Source organism: Escherichia sp. 10290, assembly GCF_030295155.1.
In the GTDB taxonomy this organism is placed as follows: domain Bacteria; phylum Pseudomonadota; class Gammaproteobacteria; order Enterobacterales; family Enterobacteriaceae; genus Escherichia; species Escherichia coli_F.
In genome coordinates this window covers 4777808-4800562 of record NZ_AP025741.1, presented here as the reverse complement: position 1 = coordinate 4800562, position 22755 = coordinate 4777808, and the positions used below count along the sequence as shown (strand labels likewise).

General features: G+C 52.7%; 21 protein-coding genes and 1 pseudogene. 9 read left to right on the top strand and 13 right to left on the bottom strand.

Annotated elements, in window-relative coordinates; translation table 11 throughout:
- Positions 1–11: 11 nt before the first annotated feature.
- Together QUE74_RS24035 and pepQ are read right to left on the bottom strand one after the other, a co-directional pair.
- Positions 12–626, bottom strand: a complete 615-nt coding sequence (locus QUE74_RS24035; protein ID WP_001353706.1) for an IMPACT family protein — start codon at positions 624–626, stop codon at positions 12–14.
- Complete coding sequence (gene pepQ / locus QUE74_RS24030; protein ID WP_000444561.1) at positions 626–1957, bottom strand: Xaa-Pro dipeptidase; 1332 nt, start codon at positions 1955–1957, stop codon at positions 626–628. Before pepQ ends, QUE74_RS24035 begins: the two co-directional genes overlap by 1 nt.
- Positions 1958–2145: 188 nt before the next feature.
- On the opposite strand from pepQ, the gene fadB reads away from it, so the two are divergent.
- On the top strand, positions 2146–4335 hold the full coding sequence (fadB, locus tag QUE74_RS24025) for a fatty acid oxidation complex subunit alpha FadB (protein ID WP_001361105.1): 2190 nt from the start codon (positions 2146–2148) through the stop codon (positions 4333–4335).
- A 9-nt stretch (positions 4336–4344) separates the two neighbouring features.
- Positions 4345–5508, top strand: coding sequence for an acetyl-CoA C-acyltransferase FadA (fadA, locus tag QUE74_RS24020; protein WP_000438751.1), 1164 nt, complete (start codon positions 4345–4347; stop codon positions 5506–5508).
- Positions 5509–5672: 164 nt separating this feature from the next.
- Here the strand turns inward: fadA and QUE74_RS24015 are convergent, their stop codons facing one another.
- The 3 genes from QUE74_RS24015 to ubiD form a co-directional block, all read right to left on the bottom strand.
- Complete coding sequence (locus QUE74_RS24015; RefSeq protein ID WP_000399629.1) at positions 5673–6653, bottom strand: IS110-like element IS621 family transposase; 981 nt, start codon at positions 6651–6653, stop codon at positions 5673–5675.
- Between the two features lie 417 nt (positions 6654–7070).
- Positions 7071–7772 (bottom strand): NAD(P)H-flavin reductase, encoded by a 702-nt coding sequence (fre, locus tag QUE74_RS24010; RefSeq protein ID WP_001353704.1) that lies wholly within the window; start codon positions 7770–7772, stop codon positions 7071–7073.
- Between the two features lie 45 nt (positions 7773–7817).
- A complete protein-coding gene (ubiD, locus tag QUE74_RS24005; RefSeq protein ID WP_000339804.1) occupies positions 7818–9311 on the bottom strand; it encodes a 4-hydroxy-3-polyprenylbenzoate decarboxylase in 1494 nt (497 codons plus the stop codon).
- Positions 9312–9477: 166 nt separating this feature from the next.
- Between ubiD and rfaH the strand changes: the two genes are divergently transcribed.
- Complete coding sequence (rfaH, locus tag QUE74_RS24000; RefSeq protein ID WP_001192396.1) at positions 9478–9966, top strand: transcription/translation regulatory transformer protein RfaH; 489 nt, start codon at positions 9478–9480, stop codon at positions 9964–9966.
- On the opposite strand, the gene tatD is transcribed toward rfaH, so the two are convergent.
- The 8 genes and pseudogenes from tatD to rmuC all read right to left on the bottom strand — a co-directional run bounded on the left by tatD (position 9963) and on the right by rmuC (position 16967).
- A complete protein-coding gene (tatD, locus tag QUE74_RS23995) occupies positions 9963–10745 on the bottom strand; it encodes a 3'-5' ssDNA/RNA exonuclease TatD (protein WP_001361104.1) in 783 nt (260 codons plus the stop codon). The genes rfaH and tatD overlap by 4 nt on opposite strands.
- A 41-nt stretch (positions 10746–10786) precedes the next feature.
- Complete coding sequence (tatC, locus tag QUE74_RS23990; protein ID WP_000109943.1) at positions 10787–11563, bottom strand: Sec-independent protein translocase subunit TatC; 777 nt, start codon at positions 11561–11563, stop codon at positions 10787–10789.
- 2 nt (positions 11564–11565) lie between these two features.
- A pseudogene (tatB, locus tag QUE74_RS23985) lies at positions 11566–12082 on the bottom strand (Sec-independent protein translocase protein TatB).
- A 3-nt stretch (positions 12083–12085) separates the two neighbouring features.
- Entirely contained in the window at positions 12086–12355 is a 270-nt protein-coding gene (gene tatA / locus QUE74_RS23980; RefSeq protein ID WP_001295260.1) for a Sec-independent protein translocase subunit TatA, read from the bottom strand.
- Positions 12356–12433: 78 nt separating this feature from the next.
- On the bottom strand, positions 12434–14074 hold the full coding sequence (gene ubiB, locus QUE74_RS23975; protein WP_000187543.1) for a ubiquinone biosynthesis regulatory protein kinase UbiB: 1641 nt from the start codon (positions 14072–14074) through the stop codon (positions 12434–12436).
- Positions 14071–14676, bottom strand: coding sequence for a ubiquinone biosynthesis protein UbiJ (gene ubiJ / locus QUE74_RS23970; RefSeq protein WP_001355388.1), 606 nt, complete (start codon positions 14674–14676; stop codon positions 14071–14073). Before ubiJ ends, ubiB begins: the two co-directional genes overlap by 4 nt.
- A gap of 13 nt (positions 14677–14689) precedes the next feature.
- Positions 14690–15445, bottom strand: a complete 756-nt coding sequence (ubiE, locus tag QUE74_RS23965) for a bifunctional demethylmenaquinone methyltransferase/2-methoxy-6-polyprenyl-1,4-benzoquinol methylase UbiE (RefSeq protein ID WP_000227960.1) — start codon at positions 15443–15445, stop codon at positions 14690–14692.
- A 94-nt stretch (positions 15446–15539) separates the two neighbouring features.
- On the bottom strand, positions 15540–16967 hold the full coding sequence (gene rmuC, locus QUE74_RS23960; RefSeq protein ID WP_286331874.1) for a DNA recombination protein RmuC: 1428 nt from the start codon (positions 16965–16967) through the stop codon (positions 15540–15542).
- Positions 16968–17182: 215 nt separating this feature from the next.
- On the opposite strand from rmuC, the gene QUE74_RS23955 reads away from it, so the two are divergent.
- Genes QUE74_RS23955 through QUE74_RS23930 form a run of 6 tightly spaced genes read left to right on the top strand, consistent with a single transcriptional unit; the run spans position 17183 to position 22622 of the window.
- Positions 17183–17950, top strand: coding sequence for an IclR family transcriptional regulator (locus tag QUE74_RS23955; RefSeq protein WP_001361103.1), 768 nt, complete (start codon positions 17183–17185; stop codon positions 17948–17950).
- A gap of 23 nt (positions 17951–17973) precedes the next feature.
- Positions 17974–18978, top strand: coding sequence for a 2-dehydro-3-deoxygalactonokinase (locus tag QUE74_RS23950; protein WP_000016457.1), 1005 nt, complete (start codon positions 17974–17976; stop codon positions 18976–18978).
- Entirely contained in the window at positions 18968–19597 is a 630-nt protein-coding gene (locus tag QUE74_RS23945) for a 2-dehydro-3-deoxy-6-phosphogalactonate aldolase (RefSeq protein WP_001116478.1), read from the top strand. The genes QUE74_RS23950 and QUE74_RS23945 overlap by 11 nt, the downstream gene beginning before the upstream one ends.
- Positions 19598–19621: 24 nt before the next feature.
- A complete protein-coding gene (locus QUE74_RS23940) occupies positions 19622–20596 on the top strand; it encodes a Bug family tripartite tricarboxylate transporter substrate binding protein (protein ID WP_000589815.1) in 975 nt (324 codons plus the stop codon).
- A gap of 16 nt (positions 20597–20612) precedes the next feature.
- Positions 20613–21119, top strand: a complete 507-nt coding sequence (locus QUE74_RS23935) for a tripartite tricarboxylate transporter TctB family protein (RefSeq protein WP_001093398.1) — start codon at positions 20613–20615, stop codon at positions 21117–21119.
- A gap of 12 nt (positions 21120–21131) precedes the next feature.
- Positions 21132–22622: a tripartite tricarboxylate transporter permease gene (locus QUE74_RS23930; protein ID WP_000463035.1), complete on the top strand. Its 1491-nt coding sequence runs from the start codon at positions 21132–21134 to the stop codon at positions 22620–22622.
- Positions 22623–22755 lie beyond the last annotated feature (133 nt).

The window sequence follows — 22755 nt, the reverse complement described above, 5'->3', positions numbered from 1 at the left end:
CGAAGTGGGGATTATTCTTCAATCGCTAACAATTGCAATGAACCACGGCTAAAATCCGCCAGCTTTGCGGAAAATTCAGCCACTTTCGCCGCCGGAAGCGCCACCCGCAGCAGAACGAATGCCTGATAATCACTGTTGATAATTTTGCCGCCACACTGCCCCAGCAACGCTTCAATGCCGGTTAACTGACTATATTCACATTGCAAAGTATATTCGGTTAATGGCGTCTTGCGTTGGGTCGTTAGCTGGCGCAGTGCCTGATTCACGCCGCCGCCATACGCTTTCACTAACCCACCGGTGCCCAGCAATATGCCGCCGTAGTAGCGCACCACCACGGCGGTAATTTCCCCGACGCCGCTGCCCATAAGTTGGGCGAGCATCGGTTTACCTGCCGTTCCCGCCGGTTCCCCGTCATCAGAGAAACCCAGTTGTTGAGAATCATCCGGTGCGCCAGCTACCCACGCCACACAATGGTGGCGAGCATCGGGATGCTCTGCCCGCACCGATTCAACAAACGCTTTTGCCGCCTCGACGCCATCGGTATGCGCCAACAGCGTAATGAAGCGGCTTTTTTTGATCTCTTCAACAACCGTGACCGGTGCCGCAGGAATTAACCAGCTTTCCATCACGCCAGTTTCAGATCCCGGGTCATGTTTTCCACGTTGTTTTCGTGGATCACCACGTTGTCTTCGATACGAATGCCGCCGAACGGTTTCAGTGCTTCAATTTTCTGCCAATTGAAGTGTTTGCTGAACTGCCCTTCACGCCACGGTGCCAGCAGCGATTCGATGAAGTAGATACCCGGTTCGATGGTTAAGACCATGCCCGGCTGGAGAATACGGGTGCAGCGCAGGTACGGATATTTTGCCGGTGCCGCGAGGTGCGTACCGCTATCATCCTGCATAAAACCGGCCACGTCATGCACCTGCAGGCCCAGCGGATGGCCGATACCGTGCGGCATAAACGGTCCGGTAAGATCATTTTCGACCATCGCCTCTTCACTCATATCGGTGATGATTTGATGTTTACGCAGCAGTTTGGCGATACGCTGATGGAACTGGATGTGGTAATCCACATAGCTGACGCCTGCTTTCATGGTAGCGATCAGCGCCAGTTGTTCATCATTTACGTCTTTCACCAGCTGTGCGTAGTCGTTGTCGCTTTTTGCCGACCAGGTACGGGTCAAGTCAGCCGCATAGCCGTTATATTCTGCCCCGGCATCCAGCAGGAAGCTGCGCATCTCTTCCGGAGCCTGATGGTCCAGTTTGGTGTAATGCAGTACCGCAGCATGTTCGTTGAGCGCCACAATGTTGCTGTAAGGCACGTCGGTATCACGATGACCGGTCGCGGTCAGATAGGCAATGTTGATATCGAACTCGCTCATGCCAGAACGGAACGCTTCTTCTGCCGCGCGATGACCGTTGACCGCCATTTTCTGCGCTTCACGCATACAGGCCAGTTCGTACTCGGTTTTGAAGGAGCGGTAGTAATGCAGGTAGTCGATCACCCCTTTCGGGTTGATATTGCTGGCCTCAATACCCAGTTGCAGCGCACGTTCCGGCACCGGGCCGATATACCCGATATTGCCGCGCGCAGCTGGCAACAGGCTACCAATGCCATCGGCTTTCGGCAGCGCAATTACTTCCACGTCCTCAGTCCAGAAGGAGGTCGGCAGTGGTTCGACGTTGTGCCAGTAATCAACCGGCAGATAAAACCACAGTTTCGGCTTGTTCACGCCATCTACCAGCAACCAGCAGTTTGGCACCTGGGTTACCGGCACCCACGCTTTGAATTGCGGGTTCACTTTAAAAGGATAGGGATGATCGTCGAGAAAAACGTTGAACAGTTCGCCGGAGTGAATAAGTAACGCATCCAGTTTGAAGCGCGCCAGCGCATCGCGAGTCCGTTCCTGTAAGGTAGCTATATGATTTTTATAGAGCGAGGCCAGTGATTCCATTTTTTACCCTTCTGTTTTTTGACCTTAAGTCTCCGCATCTTAGCACAACGTTAATACAGAGCGTGATTTCTGCCGAGCGTGATCAGATTGGCATTTCTTTAATCTTTTATTTGCATATTTTTAACACAAAATACACACTTCGTTTCATCTGGTACGACCAGATCACCTTGCGGATTCAGGAGACTGACATGCTTTACAAAGGCGACACCCTGTACCTTGACTGGCTGGAAGATGGCATTGCCGAACTGGTATTTGATGCCCCAGGTTCAGTTAATAAACTCGACACTGCGACCGTCGCCAGCCTCGGCGAGGCCATCGGCGTGCTGGAACAGCAATCAGATTTAAAAGGGCTGCTGCTGCGTTCGAATAAAGCAGCCTTTATCGTCGGTGCTGATATCACCGAATTCTTGTCCCTGTTCCTCGTTCCTGAAGAACAGTTAAGCCAGTGGCTGCATTTTGCCAATAGCGTGTTTAATCGCCTGGAAGATCTGCCGGTGCCGACCATTGCTGCCGTCAACGGCTATGCGCTGGGCGGTGGCTGCGAATGTGTGCTGGCGACCGATTATCGTCTGGCGACGCCAGATCTGCGCATCGGTCTGCCGGAAACCAAACTGGGCATCATGCCGGGCTTTGGCGGTTCTGTACGTATGCCACGTATGCTCGGTGCTGATAGTGCGCTGGAAATCATTGCCGCCGGTAAAGATGTCGGCGCGGATCAGGCGCTGAAAATCGGTCTGGTGGATGGCGTAGTCAAAGCAGAAAAACTGGTTGAAGGCGCGAAGGCAATTTTACGTCAGGCCATTAACGGCGACCTCGACTGGAAAGCGAAACGTCAGCCGAAGCTGGAACCGCTAAAACTGAGCAAGATTGAAGCCACCATGAGCTTCACCATCGCTAAAGGAATGGTCGCACAAACAGCAGGGAAACATTACCCCGCACCCATCACCGCAGTAAAAACCATTGAAGCTGCGGCCCGTTTTGGTCGTGAAGAAGCCTTAAACCTGGAAAACAAAAGTTTTGTCCCGCTGGCGCATACCAACGAAGCTCGCGCACTGGTCGGCATTTTCCTTAACGATCAATATGTAAAAGGTAAAGCGAAGAAACTCACCAAAGATGTTGAAACCCCGAAACAGGCCGCTGTGCTGGGCGCAGGCATTATGGGCGGCGGCATCGCTTACCAGTCTGCGTGGAAAGGCGTGCCGGTTGTCATGAAAGATATCAACGACAAGTCGTTAACCCTCGGCATGACCGAAGCCGCGAAACTGCTGAACAAGCAGCTTGAGCGCGGCAAGATCGACGGTCTGAAACTGGCTGGCGTGATCTCCACGATTCATCCAACGCTCGACTACGCCGGGTTTGATCGCGTGGACGTTGTGGTAGAAGCGGTTGTCGAAAACCCGAAAGTGAAAAAAGCCGTGCTGGCAGAAACCGAGCAGAAAGTACGCCCGGATACCGTGCTGGCTTCCAATACTTCAACCATTCCTATCAGCGAACTGGCCAACGCGCTGGAACGCCCGGAAAACTTCTGCGGGATGCATTTCTTTAACCCAGTGCACCGGATGCCGTTGGTGGAAATTATTCGCGGTGAGAAAAGCTCCGACGAAACCATCGCGAAAGTTGTCGCATGGGCGAGCAAGATGGGTAAAACGCCAATTGTGGTTAATGACTGCCCCGGCTTCTTTGTTAACCGCGTGCTGTTCCCCTATTTCGCCGGTTTCAGCCAGCTGCTGCGCGACGGCGCGGATTTTCGCAAGATCGACAAAGTGATGGAAAAACAGTTCGGCTGGCCGATGGGTCCGGCATACTTGCTGGATGTCGTGGGCATTGATACCGCGCATCACGCCCAGGCAGTGATGGCAGCAGGTTTCCCGCAGCGGATGCAGAAAGATTATCGCGATGCCATCGACGCACTGTTTGATGCCAAGCGTTTTGGTCAGAAGAACGGCCTCGGTTTCTGGCGTTATAAAGAAGACAGCAAAGGTAAGCCGAAGAAAGAAGAAGATGCCGCCGTTGACGACCTGCTGGCAGAAGTCAGCCAGCCGAAGCGCGATTTCAGCGAAGAAGAGATTATCGCCCGCATGATGATCCCGATGGTCAACGAAGTGGTGCGCTGTCTGGAAGAAGGCATTATCGCCACTCCGGCAGAAGCGGATATGGCGCTGGTCTACGGCCTGGGCTTCCCTCCGTTCCACGGCGGCGCGTTCCGCTGGCTGGACACCCTCGGTAGCGCAAAATACCTCGATATGGCACAACAATATCAGCACCTCGGCCCGCTGTATGAAGTGCCGGAAGGTCTGCGTAATAAAGCGCGTCATAACGAACCGTACTATCCCCCGGTTGAGCCAGCCCGTCCGGTTGGCGACCTGAAAACGGCTTAAGGAGTCACAATGGAACAGGTTGTCATTGTCGATGCAATTCGTACCCCGATGGGCCGTTCGAAGGGCGGTGCTTTTCGTAACGTGCGTGCGGAAGATCTCTCCGCTCATTTAATGCGTAGCCTGCTGGCGCGTAACCCGGCGCTGGAAGCTGCGGCCCTCGATGATATTTACTGGGGTTGTGTGCAGCAGACGCTGGAGCAGGGTTTTAATATCGCTCGTAACGCGGCGCTGTTGGCAGAAGTGCCGCATTCTGTCCCGGCGGTCACCGTCAATCGCTTGTGCGGTTCATCCATGCAGGCACTGCATGACGCAGCACGGATGATTATGACTGGCGATGCACAGGCATGTCTGGTCGGTGGCGTGGAGCATATGGGCCATGTGCCGATGAGTCACGGCGTCGATTTTCACCCCGGCCTGAGCCGCAATGTCGCCAAAGCGGCGGGCATGATGGGCTTAACGGCAGAAATGCTGGCGCGTATGCACGGTATCAGCCGTGAAATGCAGGATGCCTTTGCCGCGCGATCACACGCCCGCGCCTGGGCCGCCACGCAGTCGGGCGCATTTAAAAATGAAATCATCCCGACCGGTGGTCACGATGCCGACGGCGTCCTGAAGCAGTTTAATTACGACGAAGTGATTCGGCCGGAAACCACCGTGGAAGCCCTCGCCACGCTGCGTCCGGCGTTCGATCCAGTCAGCGGCACGGTAACGGCGGGTACGTCTTCCGCTCTCTCCGATGGCGCTGCAGCCATGCTGGTGATGAGTGAAAGCCGCGCTCGTGAATTAGGTCTTAAGCCACGCGCCCGCGTACGTTCGATGGCGGTCGTTGGTTGTGACCCGTCGATTATGGGTTACGGCCCGGTTCCAGCCTCGAAGCTGGCGCTGAAAAAAGCGGGGCTTTCTGCCAGCGATATCGGCGTGTTTGAAATGAACGAAGCTTTTGCCGCGCAGATCCTACCATGTATTAAAGATATGGGACTGATGGAGCAGATTGACGAGAAGATCAATCTCAACGGTGGCGCGATCGCACTGGGTCATCCGCTGGGCTGTTCCGGTGCGCGTATCAGTACCACGCTGCTGAATCTGATGGAACGCAAAGACATTCAGTTTGGTCTGGCGACGATGTGTATCGGTCTGGGTCAGGGTATTGCAACGGTGTTTGAGCGGGTTTAACCACTTGCCGGATGCGGCGTAAACGCCTTATCCGGTCTACCGACCCGGCACTAATGTAGATACTGTTATGGCCTGCAAGTTTTTTTCTACCCTGGTTTCCCAGATTGCAGGCATGCCAGACACAGCGCCGTCAGGCGCTGTTTTTTTCATCCCTTCCGCGATTTTTACGCAGCTACCGGATTATGCCGTGACGCATCGAACGGTACGCCTGACTTCAGCACTCCATACGCCACCTGTGCCAGCTTGCGCATCATCGCGCCGAGAATCACTTTTCCTTTCTTGCCATTAGCCGCCAGACGGTCGCGGAACGCCCGTCCCCACTCAGTCTTACTGGTGGCTACCATTGCAGGCATATACAACGCCCTGCGAAGCGACACATGTCCGGCTTTACTCAACCGGCTTGCCCCTCTCACACTACTGCCTGATTCATAACGCCGTGGTGTCAGACCCGCAAAAGCGGCGAACTGTCTGGCATGGGCGAAGCGGTCCTTCAGACCTATATAAGCCAGTAATACCGCAGATGTTTTCTCTCCGATACCCGGGATACTTTCCAGCAGTTTCCTGCGGTGTTTCATATCCGGATCATCGTCTGTCAGGTCTTTTATCTGCTTCTCAAGACGCTTCAGCTCTGCTTCAAGCCACAGAAGGTGAGCATCAATGCTCGGTCTCTGGACTTCCCGCGCCGTTTCAGTGCGGTTCAGTTCCTGCGTGTGCATATCTGTCAGCGCCTGGTGGCGTACGACCAGGGCACGCAACGCGCGTTCAAGCGGGTGAGGCGCTTCCCAGGCTGCAGGGCGCTTCTGACGACAGAACTCTGCCAGCATGCGCGCATCCACGGTATCAGTCTTGTTACGCAGTCCTTCACTCTGAGCGAAAGCTTTACCCAGTGCAGGATTAATGACTGACACTATGTAGCCAGCATCGTAAAGGCACTCTGCGACAGGTTCCATATAGGTGCCGGTCGCTTCGATGCAGATATGCGCATGGTCAATCTTGTGACCTTTCAGCCAGCTCACCAGCTCATCGTGCCCTTTAGTGGTGTTAGCGAATTTTTTGGTGCGATGACGACCATCAGGACGCAACACATCGACATCCAGTTTCTCTTTAGCGGTGTCGATACCGATATAATGAAGTTCATGTTCCATAGTGAAACCAACCTTGCAAATACGGATTACCGGGAAAACCGGTCCATGATACTGTCCGGTTTATCACTTTGGGAGAAAGGCAGTCCGCTGCATAAATCTACGCAACAGGTTGAAAACCTAAGGCCCGATACGGCATGCGGACTGCAGGCAGAGAAAACTGGCCGATTTTCTCTGCACAGGAGGGATAATACAAGGCCTGATAAGACGCGCCAGCGTCGCATCAGGCATCGATTGCCGGATACGGCGTAAACGCCTTATCCGGCCTACCGACCCGGCACCAATGTAGGCCTGATAAGACGCGCAAGCGTCGCATCAGGCATCGTGTGCCGAATGCCGGATGCGACATAGATCTAAATGCCACTGTATAAAGTTTTAGTTGCCGTTCTTCCCGCCTGTCAGGGGCGGGTTTTTTATATCTCAGATAAACGCAAACGCATCGCCAAACAGGCGGTCTTCCCGCGCATTACGCTCACTGCAAAACAGGTCACGGGCAATTTTCGCCATCTCAAAACGCCCGGCAATGTAGATATCATGCTCTGCCAGGGTACCGTGATCTTGCAATACCGCCGTTAACACGGTGCCAGTACGCCCACGCCAACCCGCTTCCGGTTGTTCAACCACCGGCACCACTTGCAGACCAGGATGCTTCAGCGAAAGCGCCTCAAGCTCGGAGAGATCATAAAGATGCTGCTCTTCACGCCCGCCCCAGTAAATGGTGATATCACGGTTTGGGTTACGCGCCAGCGCCGTCAGCAAAATCGAGCGCGCATAAGAGAAGCCTGTACCGCCCGCAATCAAAATCATCGGACGCTCTTCATCATCGCGCAGCCACGCTTCTCCGTGGGGAATATCGACCACGATTTGATGATCTTTGAGGATGCGGTCCATGACTGCTTTCGCGTAAAGGTTGATTTCAGAAGCGCCAATATGCAGCTCGATAAACTCTTTTTCATCCGGCGTCGAAGCCATTGAGAATGGACGTTTATCGCGCTCATCCATCACCACCATCAAATACTGACCAGCACGAAAAGAAAAGGCCGCGTCTGGCACGATGCGGACACGATATACGGTATCGGTGATAGCTTCTACCGAGGTCACTTTACAGCTTAAGGTTGTCATGCGCTTTCTCTGTCGGATCGATAAATAGGGCAAAACAAACGCGCATCAGGCGCTTTTACCGTTGTTAAAAATAGCCAGTTCATCCCAGATGGCGTCAATATGCGCGACAACATCCGGATCTTTTTTGATGGGACGTCCCCATTCACGCTGGGTTTCCCCTGGCCATTTATTCGTGGCATCCAGCCCCATTTTTGAACCCAGCCCGGAGACAGGCGAGGCAAAATCCAGATAATCAATAGGCGTATTTTCGACCAACACCGTGTCCCGCGCCGGGTCCATACGGGTGGTAATCGCCCAAATCACATCGTTCCAGTCGCGTGCGTTGACGTCATCATCGCAAACGATCACAAATTTAGTGTACATAAACTGGCGTAAGAACGACCAGACGCCCATCATGACGCGCTTCGCGTGTCCGGCGTACTGTTTTTTGATTGTCACTACCGCCAGACGATATGAACAGCCTTCCGGCGGCAGGTAAAAATCGACAATTTCCGGGAACTGTTTTTGCAGAATCGGCACGAACACTTCGTTCAACGCTACGCCCAGTACCGCGGGTTCATCTGGCGGACGCCCGGTATAGGTGGAATGGTAAATCGCATCTTCACGCTGGGTAATATGCGTCACGGTGAATACCGGGAAACTATCGACTTCGTTATAGTAACCGGTGTGGTCGCCATACGGCCCTTCCGGCGCCGTTTCACCTTGTTCGATATACCCTTCCAGCACAATCTCCGCACTGGCGGGCACTTCAAGGTCATTGGAGATACACTTCACCACTTCGGTCTTGGTGCCGCGCAGCAATCCGGCAAACGCATACTCTGAAAGCGTATCCGGAACGGGGGTGACTGCACCGAGAATCGTGGCGGGATCAGCACCCAGCGCCACAGAAACCGGGAAACGTTCGCCCGGATGCGCCGCACACCACTCCTGATAATCCAGCGCGCCGCCGCGATGCGACAGCCAGCGCATAATCAGTTTGTTTTTACCAATTAGCTGCTGGCGATAAATGCCCAGATTCTGCCGCTCTTTATGCGGGCCGCGCGTCACTGTCAGCCCCCAGGTAATCAGCGGCGCGGCATCTTCCGGCCAGCAGGTCATAATGGGAATGCGATTGAGATCGACGTCATCGCCAGAGACGATTTTTTGTTGGCAGGGCGCACCACGCAGTCGCTTTGTCGGCATGTTCAATACTTGTTTAAACTGCGGCAGTTTATCAAACAGGTCGCGGAAACCTTTTGGCGGCTCCGGCTCTTTCAGAAAAGCCAATAATTTACCCACTTCACGCAGCGCCGAAACATCTTCCTGCCCCATGCCCATCGCCACGCGCTTCGGCGTACCGAACAGGTTGCAAAGCACCGGCATTGAGTACCCTTTAGGGTTTTCGAATAACAGCGCAGGCCCACCGGCACGCAAAGTGCGGTCAGCAATTTCAGTGATTTCCAGATGCGGATCCACCGGGAGCGTGATACGTTTTAGCTCACCCTGCTGTTCAAGCAGCGTCAGGAAGTCGCGTAAATCGTTATATTTCATGGCATCCATTGTAGCCTCTTAGTCTGCGCCCATTATACGGCGTTCATCTTTGCGATGCTGTAAATTTGTTAAATTAGCGTGAACTCTGACGGTATAACGCAAACCGGGGAATATAATTAACTTAGCGTAAAGCTTTTGCTATCCTTGCGCCCCGATTAAACGGATAAGAGTCATTATGCAATCCTGGTATTTACTGTACTGCAAGCGCGGGCAACTTCAACGTGCCCAGGAACACCTCGAAAGACAGGCTGTGAATTGCCTGGCACCGATGATCACCCTGGAAAAAATCGTGCGTGGCAAACGTACTGCAGTCAGTGAACCATTGTTCCCCAACTACCTGTTTGTGGAATTTGATCCAGAAGTCATTCATACCACGACTATCAACGCGACCCGCGGTGTCAGCCACTTCGTGCGCTTTGGTGCGTCGCCAGCGATAGTCCCATCGGCGGTGATTCATCAGCTATCGGTATATAAACCGAAAGACATTGTCGATCCGGCAACCCCTTATCCGGGTGACAAGGTGATTATTACCGAAGGCGCGTTCGAAGGTTTTCAGGCCATTTTCACCGAACCCGACGGTGAGGCTCGCTCCATGCTATTGCTTAATCTTATTAATAAAGAGATTAAGCACAGTGTGAAGAACACCGAGTTCCGCAAACTCTAAAACGCAATCCCAAACAGTGTTTTAACATTGGCATCCGTGGTGGCAGCCAGCCATGCGGCATCTTCTCCACGCCAGTGCGCAATACGTTGCAAAATATGGGGCAGATGGGCTGGCTCGTTGCGCCGGGATGATGGCTTCGGCGTGAGATCGCGCGGGAGCAAATACGGCGCATCAGTTTCGATCAGCAATTTCTCCGCCGGAATCAACGGCAACAATTCCCGCAGCTCCAGCCCGCGTCGTTCATCGCAAACCCAACCGGTAATGCCGATATAAATTCCACGCGCCGCGCACGCCTGCATCTCTTCACGTGTACCGGTAAAGCAATGAAGAACTGCACCAGGCAGTTTATCCAGCCACGGCTCCAGCAACGTCATAAACCTCTCGTGGGCATCGCGACAGTGCATAAATACCGGCATGTTTAATTCTGCAGCAATGCGTAGCTGGGCAACAAAAGCACATTCCTGCTCTTCTGGTGTAGAAAAGTTGCGGTTAAAGTCGAGGCCACACTCACCAATCGCCACCACTTCTGGCTGCGAGGCCAGTTCAAAGATCGCTTCTTCGGTCGCTGCTTGCCACTGGCTGCTGTCGTGAGGATGTACGCCCGCCGTTGACCAACAGGATGAATACTGACGCGCCAGTTTTTGTGCCTGCTGGCTTTCGTGCAGGTTAGTGCCAGTGATGAGCAGCCCATCAACTCCTGCGTCAAAAGCGCGTGCTACAACATCATCACGGTCTTTCGCAAATTGCGAACTGGTCAAATTAACGCCGATATCAAACATCCTGTACTCCATATGACAACCGCCCTGACGGGCGGTTGAATTTATTCTTCAGTTTTTTCGCTTTCTGCTTCAGCGTCGTTTTCCTCTTCCCGGTTTCGACCCTTACCAACGTAAAAGCGTGAGAAGAAGACACCGATTTCAAACAGGCAGTACATCGGGATCGCCAGCAGCGTTTGCGAGAAGACATCCGGCGGCGTCAGCAGCATCCCGACAACAAATGCGCCAACCAGCACATACGGACGTTTTTTGCGTAAGTCTTCTGGCGAGGTAATTCCCATCCAGCACAGCAGCACAATTGCCACCGGCACTTCAAAGGAGACACCAAACGCCATAAACAGCGCCATAACGAAGCTTAAATAGCTGGCGATGTCGGTGGATACCTGTACCCCTTCCGGCGCGGTATTGGCAAGGAAGCCAAATGCCAGCGGAAAGACCACAAAGTAGGCGAACGCCATGCCGATATAAAACAACAGAGAGCTGGAAACCAGCAGCGGCACCACCAGGCGACGTTCATGCTTATACAGCGCTGGGGCGATAAACGCCCAGACCTGATAGAGAATCACCGGCGCTGACAGAATCAGCGACACCATAAAGGTCAGCTTGATCGGCGTAAAGAACGGCGAGGCCACGTCAGTGGCGATCATCGTTGAGCCTTGCGGCAACTGCTTGATCAATGGCGCGGATACCAGGTGATAGATGTCATTGGCGAAATAGACCAGACACAGGAATATCACGATCACCGCGATAATGCAGTTCAGCAGACGCTTACGCAGCTCAATCAGATGCGTGATAAGCGGTTGAGTATCTTCTACAGACATGTTTACGGTTTATCACTCGACGAAGGGGGAAGGTGCAGCGGTTTTCGGTTCAGCGTCCGCAGCAGGTTTTACCACCGGCTCTGGCGTGGTTTCTGGCTTCTGTTCCGGCGAACTGGCCTGCGTTTGTGCAGCGGCAGGCGTTACGCCTTCATGCGCAGCTTCATTATCTTTCACCACCGGGTTATGGATGGTGTGCGCTTCATCGCTCGCCTTTTCAGGATCGTTTGCAACGTAGGAACGCTTCATCGACTCCGCGGCCTGGCGTAGTTCATCCATCGACGCTTTCAGTTCGGGCGTCAGGTTAGTGAGGCTCGCCTTTTCAACCTTTTTCAGGCTGTCCTGAAACTCCTGGAGTTTTAACTCCTGGGTCAGTTCGTTCTGCACCGTTGTCGCCAGTGAACGCAACGCGCGAATCCAGCCAGCTACCGTTTTTACCGCCACAGGCAGTCGTTGCGGCCCCAGAACGACGAGGCCGATGATGAACACCAATAGCAGTTCGCTAAAACCGATATCAAACACGGATTACACCTGCTCTTTATCGTGGCGCTTCGCGTCTTCTGTTTTAGCCTGTTCCTGATTCGTATCCGCCTGCTTATCGGCGATAGTTTTCGCAGTAAAATCAGCATCCTGACTGGTTTTATCCTGCTTTGGTTCATCATCGCTCATTGCTTTTTTAAAGCCTTTGATCGACGCACCAAGATCGGAACCGATGGAGCCGAGCTTTTTGGTGCCAAAAAGCAGTACAACGATGACGGCAATAATCAATAACTGCCAAATACTGATACCACCCATACATGTTCCTCTGTGGTAGATGATGATTAAACAAGGCCGCATTATACGTTACACGGCCCGCCTTGAGCGATGAAAAAATCAGCGTGTTTTGCGCCAACCGACAAACCAGGCGATCAGACCACCTGCCATTAACCAGCCGGGCATCAACCCCCATTCAGGGCGGCTGACCAACAAGAATGTGCCGCTTAATACTAACGTAGCGCCAATTCCGAGAAAATAACGCGATTGTCCCTGACGTACATGATTTGACTGAAGCTCGCGGGCAATCTTATCAACACTGTGCTGTAAATACTTGCCCTGGCGCAAACTGTCGTAAACCAGTTCAGGCAGTTCTGGCATTTTTTCGACCCAGAACGGCGCTTTTTCTTTAAATGCTCTCACCAGCGCAGGAATACCGACCTGATCTTTAATCCACGACTCCAGGAAAGGCTTCGCCGTTTTCCATAAATCGAGCTGCGGATAAAGCTGGCGACCTACCCCTTCGACGTAGAGCAGGGTTTTCTGGAGTAACACCAGTTGCGGCTGCACTTCCATATTGAAGCGACGCGCCGTATTAAAAAGATTTAACAGTACATGTCCAAACGAAATTTCGGCCAGCGGTTTCTCAAAGATAGGTTCACAGACCGTACGAATGGCAAATTCGAACTCTTCAACGTTGGTATCTGGCGGCACCCAGCCTGAATCGACGTGTAGCTCTGCCACTTTGCGATAATCGCGATTAAAGAAGGCGATAAAGTTTTCCGCCAGATAGCGTTTATCTTCTTTGTTTAGCGAGCCAACAATCCCGCAATCAATGCCGATATATTTCGGGTTTTCTGGGTGTTCATAGCTTACAAAGATGTTGCCAGGGTGCATATCGGCATGGAAAAAGCTGTCGCGAAAGACCTGAGTGAAGAACACCTGCACGCCGCGTTCTGCCAGCAACTTCATGTTGGTGCCGTTTTTCTCCAGCGCCGCGACATCTGAAACCGGAATGCCGTAAATGCGCTCCATCACCATCATCCCTTCACTACAATAGTCAGGGTAAACTTCCGGGATGTAGAGCATCGGGCTGTCTTCAAAATTGCGCCGAAGCTGAATGGCGTTGGCAGATTCCCGCAGCAAATTCAGTTCATCAATCAATGTCTTTTCGTACTCGCGCACCACTTCGGTTGGGCGCAGACGGCGACCATCCGGCAGCAAACGCGGCACCCAGCGAGCCAGACGGTAGATAAGTTTCAGATCCGCTTTAATCACCGGCAAAATATCCGGGCGGATAACTTTAATCACCACCTCTTTGCCATTCGATTTCAATCGTGCGGTATGAACCTGAGCAATAGAAGCCGACGCCAGCGGCTTGATTTCAAAATCGTCAAACCACGCTTCTACCGGCAAACCGCCCATTGCAGCTTCAATCTGTTGCTTCGCAAGCTTGCCATCAAACGGAGCAACTTTGTCCTGCAATAACGCCAGCTGATCGGCAATATGCGGAGGAAAAAGGTCGCGGCGGGTAGACAGCATCTGCCCGAACTTGATCCACACTGGCCCCAGTTCTTGCAGAGCCAGTCGTAGTCGCTCACCTAAAGGTTTGTCTTTATGCCGATTTGGCATCCAGAATAATGAGTATCGCCATAGTCGTAACGGCAGGGTGATACGCATTTTAGGGATCAGTTCATCAAGTCCGTAGCTTAAAAAAGTGCGAATGATGAAATATAGGCGCCGTACTTCACCTGGCGTCATTTAGCCTCCAGTTTTTCCAGCCGTTTGGTCAGGGCATCAACAGCACGCTCGACGGCAGCCGTCTCTTCCGCAAACCAGGCCACTTCAAGTGGACCGGGTGCCATACGCCACTCTTCAGTAATGGCTTCCGCCACATAACGTTGCTGGCGTTTAATACCGTGATGCAGGAGCTTTGCGCCTCCACGCAGGGCTTTGCTGATACCTTCAGCGGCGATATCACCGGTATAAGGGGCCAGCAGTTCCGCAGGGTCGAACTCTGCCAGATCTGCCAGCGCAACGAAGTTTTGCACCACCTGAATATCGCCCTGTACTTCCAGCTCACCGCTACGAATTAACGCAGCAAGCTGCTGGCGATCGCGAAGTTTCGGCAACACGCTGGCGTAGGCGATAACGGTGCAGTCAGCATCTCCTGCCCATTCGCCCAGCACATCGACCTGGCGTTCGCTGAACACCAGAATCAATGACGTCGAAAAGCCTTTTACCTCCACGCGCAAAACTTTACCCAGCAGACGCGAGCGGGCCGTTTTCAGCGCGGGTGAACGATACAGGAAGGTGTTGAGCAGACTTTCAATTCCTGCCGTCACTAAAGGTTTAAAAGGCATTTCCGGTCTCCTGTCAGAACTTATAACCACGATGCAGCGCCACAACCCCTGCCGTCAGGTTGTAATAGTCGACACTTTCGAATCCAGCATCCTGCATCATAGCTTGCAGGGTGTCCTGATCGGGATGCATGCGGATAGATTCAGCAAGATAACGGTAGCTGTCAGCGTCGTTCGCGACCAGTGAGCCAATACGCGGCAGCACATGGAAGGAGTAAGCGTCATAGGCCTTACTTAACGGCTCGATAATCGGCTTCGAGAACTCAAGCACCAGCAGTCGGCCGCCAGGTTTCAGAACGCGATACATTGAACGCAGAGCTTTATCTTTGTCAGTGACGTTACGCAGACCAAACGAAATGGTGATGCAATCAAAGGTGTTATCCGGGAACGGCAGCGCCTCAGCGTTCGCCTGAACATACTCAACGTTGCCAATCACACCAATATTACGCAGCTTCTCGCGGCCCATTTTGAGCATGGATTCATTGATATCAGCAAGGACCACTTTGCCAGTTTCACCCACCAGGCGGGAGAATTTCGCTGTCAGGTCGCCAGTACCGCCTGCCAGATCCAGCACGGTCTGCCCGCGGCGTACGCCACTGCAATCAATCGTGAAGCGTTTCCACAAACGATGTATGCCAAAAGACATCAAATCATTCATGACATCGTATTTCGATGCCACGGAATGGAAAACGTGGGCGACCATATCCGCTTTTTGTTCCTTCGCGACGGTCTGAAAACCAAAGTGCGTCGTTTCTTGTGACTTATCCACCATCTCAATGCCTGCTCATCAAAAAATTGTTCCAGAAGTGTAACAGATTGGGCGTCGATGCCCTAGATTTCTACCCGGCTTAACTACCCCCAATGGGCTAGCGCGACTGCTGATTATATTCATCATCGTGTTGATAAGCTTCATCATTCGGCTGCTCCGGTACCGACCGCAGTCGATACTCTTCATCCTGGCTCACCGCTTGTTCAGCCAAATCCGGATTAATCTCGCGTTTAATTTCTACTCCTAAACCGCGAAACGCTTCTGCTTGCGCCAGCACATTTCCGCGACCTGAAGAGAGTTTTTTCATTGCCTGGCGATAGTTATCCTGCGCTTTGTCGAGACTTTGACCAATCGCGGACATATCATCGACAAACAAGCGCATTTTGTCGTACAACTTGCTGGCACGATCGGCTATTTTCTGAGCGTTGCGGCTTTGATGCTCATAGCGCCAGAGGTTGGCGATAGTGCGCAGCGCCACCAGCAGCGTGGTCGGGCTAACCAGCATGATATTGTTTTTCAACGCTTCGGTGATCAGCTCCGGCTGGCGGTCAAGCGCCAGTAAAAATGCGGGCTCAACAGGGATAAACATCAGCACGTAATCCAGGGTTCGTAGCCCCGGCAGCTGTTGATAATCTTTACGTCCCAGCAAGCGGATGTGGTTACGCACCGACGCGATATGTTCCTGTAGCGAGCTTTCGCGGGTGTAGTCGTCTTCTGCGTTGAAATAGCGTTCATAGGCGACCAGCGTCATTTTGGCGTCGATCACCACATCTTTTCCGTGCGGCAACCGCACGATGACATCCGGCTGCATCCGCGAGCGGGCGTCATTTTCGATGCTGACCTGGGTTTCATATTCATACCCTTCACGCAGACCGGAAGCCTCCAGCACACGCGTCAATACTACCTCGCCCCAGTTGCCCTGGGTTTTATTGTCGCCTTTCAGCGCACGCGTCAGGTTGATCGCTTCCTGGGCCATTTGCGCGTTGAGCTGCTGGAGATTGCGTATTTCGTGAGTCAGGGTATGGCGTTCTTGTGCTTCTTTACCGAAACTGTCCTGAACCTGACGACGAAAACCGTCCAGTTGTTCACGTAGTGGCGACAACAGGCTGTTCAGACTCTGACGGTTTTGCTCATCAACCCGGCGATTGCTGTGCTCGAAAATACGGTTGGCGAGGTTTTCAAACTGCTCACTGAGGCGCTGTTCGCTGTTGATCATTTGGCGAATTTTATCGTCAGCATGTTGCTGTACAGCCTCCATTCGCGTGGTGACTTCACGCAGATCCGCCTCCAGCGAGGTGTTAATGCTTTGCAGACTGCGCACTTCATTATTGAGTAACTCGCACTCAGCACGCCAATGTTCGCTTTGGGTAATTTGTTGTTTTGCCGCACTTAACTCCGCGACCATCTCTTCACGTTCAGCGAATTGCTCGGCTTTTTGCTGCGCATGCTGATAACTGGCAATCAGCCAGCCAATCGCCACGCTCACCAACGCAATAACTGCGTAAACCATGATTGAGATATCCACAACGCCTCCAGCCTCATTACTTACCCGCACAAAATAGAATTGTGCTGTACAAACGTCCAGTTTGAAAGAAGTTTCCTGCGAGGCGCTACGCAAAACGATCCTTAATTTTTATTATTTTATCCCACAATATGAGACGTAGTTTATATTGTGGGATATATCACCTTTTCCCCACGTCATTATGTGGAACACTTCAGCAATATCATCAGGAGAAACGTATGGCAGATACCTCTTCAACCACCGCTGGCGCACAAACGTTATTACGCGGGCTGGCGGTTCTTAATGCTGTTTATAACGGCTGCCATGACCTGAAAAGTATCGGCGAGTTCACCGGCACGACCCGGAGCACAACCCATCGTTTAGTCACCGTTCTGGTGGAACAACGCTACCTGCGCCACGTCCCAACGCAGGGCTACCAACTGGGCGCCAAACTGATCGAATTCGGTGCCAGAGCGCTGGAAAGCACCTCGCTGTACGAAGTTGCGCTGCCCGTTTTGCAACGCCTTGCCCGTTACACCCTGGACACCGTGCATCTGGGGATCGTTGAAGGCGACGAAGTGCTGTATCTGGAGAAGATCAACAGCCAGCGCGGGCTGGAAATGCGCTCACGCCCAGGCCATCGCATGCCACTGGCAATCACCGGCATCGGCAAGGCATTGATCCTCAACCGAACAGAAGAAGAGTGGCGCACGCTGTTTAAGACCTGTGGTGATGAAACAAAACTGGGCGCATTTATTCAGAACATGCGTCGTTATGCCGCCAGTGGTTTTGCTTTTGATCTGGAAGAGAACGAGCCGACTATCCGTTGCGTTGCAGCGCCGGTTTACAACGCCCGGGATGAAATTGTGGCGGCTATTTCTGTCGCCAGTACCACTACGTATATGTCACTGGCGCGTCTGGAAGAACTGGCACCTTACGTCAAATCCTGTGCAGAAGAGATATCCGCTGAACTGGGCTGGGGTAAGCACGTTCACAAAAATAAATAAACCATGACTAAAGGAAACGGCTAATGTCGGGAAACACCTCATTTATTGCCCTGGACTGGGGAACGTCATCGCTTCGGGCATGGCGTTTTGGCGACTCACCCAATCCACAAGAAAAACGTGAATTCCCGTGGGGGATCATGAAATTACCCTCCCAGGCAGCAACACGTGAGGACGCTTTCCACGATACGTTTTTACGTGTCTGCGGCGACTGGCTGGCACAATCCCCATGCCCGATTCTGGCTTGCGGCATGATCGGCAGTGCGCAAGGGTGGCAACCCGCAGCTTATTTACCTTGCCCGGTCACTCTCGAGGGTCTGGCAAAGCAGTTGACGCCTGTTATCTACCAGCAGCAGACAATGCTGCACATCATTCCCGGCGTGATTAAAGAAGGTGAAATGCCCGAAGTGATGCGTGGCGAAGAGACACAAATCTTCGGTGCTATCTCGATGGAACCGGCCCTGCAAAACGCGCTCCGCCAGGGTATGCCTGTGCTGATTGGCTTACCTGGCACACATGCGAAATGGGCGGTAGTTGAAAACAACACCATTACCGATTTTCGAACCTTTATGACAGGCGAGTTATTTGATGTTTTATCCCGCCATTCGATTCTCGGTGCCACCATGCGTTCGGGAGATGAACCGCACTGGGATGCCTTCGCCCACGGGCTGACAGCGGCACAAGAGCATCATCAGACCGGATTATTATCGACGCTGTTTTCGACCCGTTCGCGCCTGCTGACCAGTAATCTTACGCCGTCCTCACAGGGGGATTACCTTTCAGGATTACTGATAGGCCATGAATTATGCGGTCTGGCATCCAGTTTGCTACGTGATTTACCCGCCACAACACCGATCGCCTTAATCGGTAGCGCCACTCTGAACAGCCGCTATTCACAAGCATTCAGCCACGTTTTTCCCGACAGACAGCTACACGCCATTCCTAATGCCACTGAACAGGGGTTATGGCGAATCGCCCACGCTGCCGGGCTACTCTCCACCAACGCCAGGGAATGTACTCATGCCATTTAATACGCTTTTGCAAAAAACCGGGTTAGTCGCCATTTTACGCGGCGTGAAACCGGATGAGATTGTCGCCATCGGTGAAAAGCTGTATGCCTCTGGATTTCGCCTGATTGAGATTCCCATGAACTCGCCGGAGCCGTTGCAAAGTATCAGTTTACTGCGCGACGCCCTGCCTAAGGACTGCCTGGTCGGAGCCGGAACTGTGCTTTCGGTGGAGCACGTCGTCGCGGTTAAAGAGGCTGGAGGCCAGATTATCGTGATGCCGCATTGCGATACTGCGGTGATCCGTCGTGCCCGTGCGCTGGGTATGTATTGTGCGCCTGGCGTCGCTACGCCCACCGAAGCTTTTGCTGCCATTGAGCATGGTGCTAATGCCATCAAGCTGTTCCCGGCTGAACAAATTACGCCTGAAGTCACCAAAGCCTGGCGTGCGGTTATTCCACAATCCGTTCCGATGTTACCGGTTGGCGGTATCACTCCGGAAACCATGGCGCGTTATCTGAGCCACGGTGCAAACGGCTTTGGTCTCGGTTCTGCGCTTTATCGCCCTGGCATGACGCCAGAGCAGGTCTATAAAAATGCAGTACTGTTTATGAACGCATGGACCAATTTAAACAACAACTAACTGATAAATAAGGATATAAAAACAATGATAAAACATCTTACCTTACCGAAAAAAATGGCTGCAATGGTACTCCTTGCCGGCGCTTCCCTCAGCACTGCGCCTGTGCAGGCGGCCTCCTACCCAACCAAACAGATCGAGTTAGTCGTACCCTACGCGGCCGGAGGCGGTACGGATCTGGTTGCCCGTGCCTTTGCTGATGCCGCCAAAAACCATTTGCCCGTCAGCATCGGGGTTATCAATAAACCTGGCGGTGGCGGCGCTATCGGCCTGAGTGAAATCGCCGCTGCCCGCCCTAACGGTTACAAAATGGGTTTAGGCACGGTTGAACTGACCACCCTTCCCAGCCTCGGAATGGTGCGTTTTAAAACCAGCGACTTTAAACCCATTGCCCGTCTGAACGCGGATCCGGCTGCTATCACCGTCCGTTCTGATGCGCCGTGGAATAGCTATGAAGAATTTATGACTTACGCCAAAGCGAATCCCGGAAAAGTACGCATTGGTAACTCAGGCACCGGAGCAATCTGGCATCTGGCGGCAGCTGCACTGGAAGACAAAACGGGCGTGAAGTTTTCTCATGTCCCATATGACGGCGCAGCCCCTGCCATTACAGGCCTGTTAGGCGGGCATATTGAAGCGGTTTCCGTAAGCCCAGGTGAAGTTATCAATCATGTGAAAGGCGGCAAGCTGAAGACACTGGTAGTGATGGCGGATGAACATATGAAAACCATGCCTGACGTACCGACGTTAAAAGAGAAAGGCGTTGATCTCTCCATCGGCACCTGGCGCGGTCTGATCGTGTCGCAAAAAACGCCGCAGGATGTGGTTGATGTTCTGGCTAAGGCCGCAAAAGAGACGGCTGAAGAGCCTGCATTCCAGGATGCTCTGCAAAAGTTGAATCTCAACTATGCATGGCTTGATGGTGCCAGCTTCCAGACCCAAATCAACGAACAGGAAAAGTACTTTGACGAGTTACTAACTCGGCTGGGCTTGAAAAAATAATCCCGAGGTACGGTCGATGAACACAAAACAGTCTGTTGCTCAACTCGCCGTACCGCACCGCAAGCGCCTTTCATCCACTGTGGTGGTGGCGCTGTTACTTTGTGTGGTTGCTGGCGCGGTGATAATTAATGCCGCTGATTTTCCAGCAACTGCCATTGAAACGGATCCCGGTGCAAGTGCCTTCCCTACTTTCTATGCCTGCGCTCTGATTGTGCTCGCTGTCTTACTGGTGATACGCGATCTTTTGCTGGCAAAACCAGTCCCTTGCGCCAACGCACAGGAAAAACCGGCATTAAGGAAAACGGCAACAGGAATTGCGGCAACCGCGTTTTATATTGTGGCGATGAGCTACTGCGGTTATCTCATTACTACTCCTGTTTTCCTCATCGTCATTATGACGTTGATGGGCTACAGGCGATGGGTACTCACACCGGGTATTGCGCTGCTGTTAACGGCAATCCTCTGGTTGCTGTTTGTCGAAGCGTTACAGGTGCCATTGCCTGTCGGCACATTTTTCGAATAACAGGGGCCTGCAATGTTTGAAAGTGAACTTTTAACTCAGGGGTTTTCGACATTACTCAGTAATCCTCAGGCGCTGCTGTTTGCCACGTTTGGAGTGATGCTGGGTATTATGATTGGCGCTCTGCCTGGCCTGACAGCGACCATGGGTGTGGCGATTTTGCTGCCTTTCACCTACGGCATGGAGCCTGTTTCTGGCTTATTGATGATTTGCGGTGTCTTTTTTGGTGGTGTGTATGGTGGTTCTATCACCGCAATTTTGCTCAAAATTCCCGGTACACCTGCCGCCGCTGCCACCGCCATTGACGGATATGAGCTGACGAAGCAGGGAAAAGCCGGGCTGGCGTTAAGTGCCGCCACGTTCTCTTCTTTTAGCGGTGGAACGCTCAGCATTATCGTATTGATGTTTCTCTCTCCGGTACTTGCCAGTTGGGCGTTGAAATTTAGTGCCTCGGAGTCCTTCGCCCTGGCAACCTTCGGGCTAAGTATTATTGCCAGTATTTCCGGTGAGTCACTGATTAAAGGGCTGATTGCCGGGGTTGGCGGATTGCTGATCGCAACGATAGGCCTTGATCCAATGGGCGGTTTTCCACGCTTTACAGGTGGATTTGTGGAGCTGATGAATGTGCCATTTATCCCGGTGATGATTGGTCTGTTTGCTGCTTCAGAAGCATTCCGCTCTATGGAGCAAAACCAGCAAATTCGTCAGGGGGCGAAGGTGGCTATCGGCAGTCTGTTACTGCCCTGGCAAACACTACGCCGCATCGCATTAACCATTTTGCGCTCATCAGGATTAGGGGTTTTTATCGGCATGATCCCCGGTGCGGGGGCAGATATTGCAGCTTTTGTTGCCTATAACGAAACTCGTCGTTTCAGTAAGACGCCTGAAAACTTTGGTAAGGGTGAGATTAAGGCGGTGGCCTCCTGTGAGGCAGGCGCGAATGGCTGCACCGGTGGCGCATTGTTACCTATGCTGACGTTGGGGATCCCAGGCGATGCGGTAACTGCCATCATGCTGGGCGCGTTAACGTTACAAGGGATGCAGCCAGGCCCACTGATGTTTACCGACCACGGCGATATGGTTTATACGCTGTTTGTCGGCATGATCTTTTGTTACTTCATGCTGCTAGTTCTTGGACTGCTCTCTTTGAAAGTCATCGGTAACGTGGTGAAGATCCCCGGCAATATTCTCACGCCGATGATCCTCGCGCTTTGTGTTGTTGGGACTTATGCGCTGAACAACAGCCTGTTTGATGTTGGCATTATGCTGATTGCAGGCGTGGTGGGCTATTTCATGCAAAAAGGGGGGTATCCGGCGTCACCCGTAGTGCTGGCATTGATTATGGGGCCAATGGCGGAAAGTAATTTTCGCCGTGCGCTGTCGCTTTCAGGGGGGTCACTCGACTTCCTGTATACCCGACCGATAACCCTGGCATTGCTGACTCTGGCAGCCTTTACGCTACTGACGCCAATAATACGCAAAATTATGCGCTTACGGCGTCAGTAATTGATATCGCTCCCCGACGTTGGGGAGTATGAGACTGATGACAAACGCTAAATTGCCTGATGCGCTGCGCTTATCAGGCCTACCACAGAAATGCAATATATTGAATTTGCATGCTTTTGTAGGCCGGATAAGG

Coding starts and splice junctions, on each gene's coding strand:
- QUE74_RS23955 (WP_001361103.1), top strand. CDS start 17,183: ATGGCAGATACCTCTTCAACCACCGCTGGCGCACAAACGTTATTACGC.
- pepQ (WP_000444561.1), bottom strand. CDS start 1,957: ATGGAATCACTGGCCTCGCTCTATAAAAATCATATAGCTACCTTACAG.
- QUE74_RS24015 (WP_000399629.1), bottom strand. CDS start 6,653: ATGGAACATGAACTTCATTATATCGGTATCGACACCGCTAAAGAGAAA.
- fadB (WP_001361105.1), top strand. CDS start 2,146: ATGCTTTACAAAGGCGACACCCTGTACCTTGACTGGCTGGAAGATGGC.
- QUE74_RS23930 (WP_000463035.1), top strand. CDS start 21,132: ATGTTTGAAAGTGAACTTTTAACTCAGGGGTTTTCGACATTACTCAGT.
- tatD (WP_001361104.1), bottom strand. CDS start 10,745: ATGTTTGATATCGGCGTTAATTTGACCAGTTCGCAATTTGCGAAAGAC.
- QUE74_RS23935 (WP_001093398.1), top strand. CDS start 20,613: ATGAACACAAAACAGTCTGTTGCTCAACTCGCCGTACCGCACCGCAAG.
- ubiJ (WP_001355388.1), bottom strand. CDS start 14,676: ATGCCTTTTAAACCTTTAGTGACGGCAGGAATTGAAAGTCTGCTCAAC.
- tatA (WP_001295260.1), bottom strand. CDS start 12,355: ATGGGTGGTATCAGTATTTGGCAGTTATTGATTATTGCCGTCATCGTT.
- ubiE (WP_000227960.1), bottom strand. CDS start 15,445: ATGGTGGATAAGTCACAAGAAACGACGCACTTTGGTTTTCAGACCGTC.
- ubiD (WP_000339804.1), bottom strand. CDS start 9,311: ATGGATGCCATGAAATATAACGATTTACGCGACTTCCTGACGCTGCTT.
- fadA (WP_000438751.1), top strand. CDS start 4,345: ATGGAACAGGTTGTCATTGTCGATGCAATTCGTACCCCGATGGGCCGT.
- QUE74_RS24035 (WP_001353706.1), bottom strand. CDS start 626: ATGGAAAGCTGGTTAATTCCTGCGGCACCGGTCACGGTTGTTGAAGAG.
- tatC (WP_000109943.1), bottom strand. CDS start 11,563: ATGTCTGTAGAAGATACTCAACCGCTTATCACGCATCTGATTGAGCTG.
- fre (WP_001353704.1), bottom strand. CDS start 7,772: ATGACAACCTTAAGCTGTAAAGTGACCTCGGTAGAAGCTATCACCGAT.
- ubiB (WP_000187543.1), bottom strand. CDS start 14,074: ATGACGCCAGGTGAAGTACGGCGCCTATATTTCATCATTCGCACTTTT.
- QUE74_RS23940 (WP_000589815.1), top strand. CDS start 19,622: ATGATAAAACATCTTACCTTACCGAAAAAAATGGCTGCAATGGTACTC.
- rfaH (WP_001192396.1), top strand. CDS start 9,478: ATGCAATCCTGGTATTTACTGTACTGCAAGCGCGGGCAACTTCAACGT.
- QUE74_RS23945 (WP_001116478.1), top strand. CDS start 18,968: ATGCCATTTAATACGCTTTTGCAAAAAACCGGGTTAGTCGCCATTTTA.
- QUE74_RS23950 (WP_000016457.1), top strand. CDS start 17,974: ATGTCGGGAAACACCTCATTTATTGCCCTGGACTGGGGAACGTCATCG.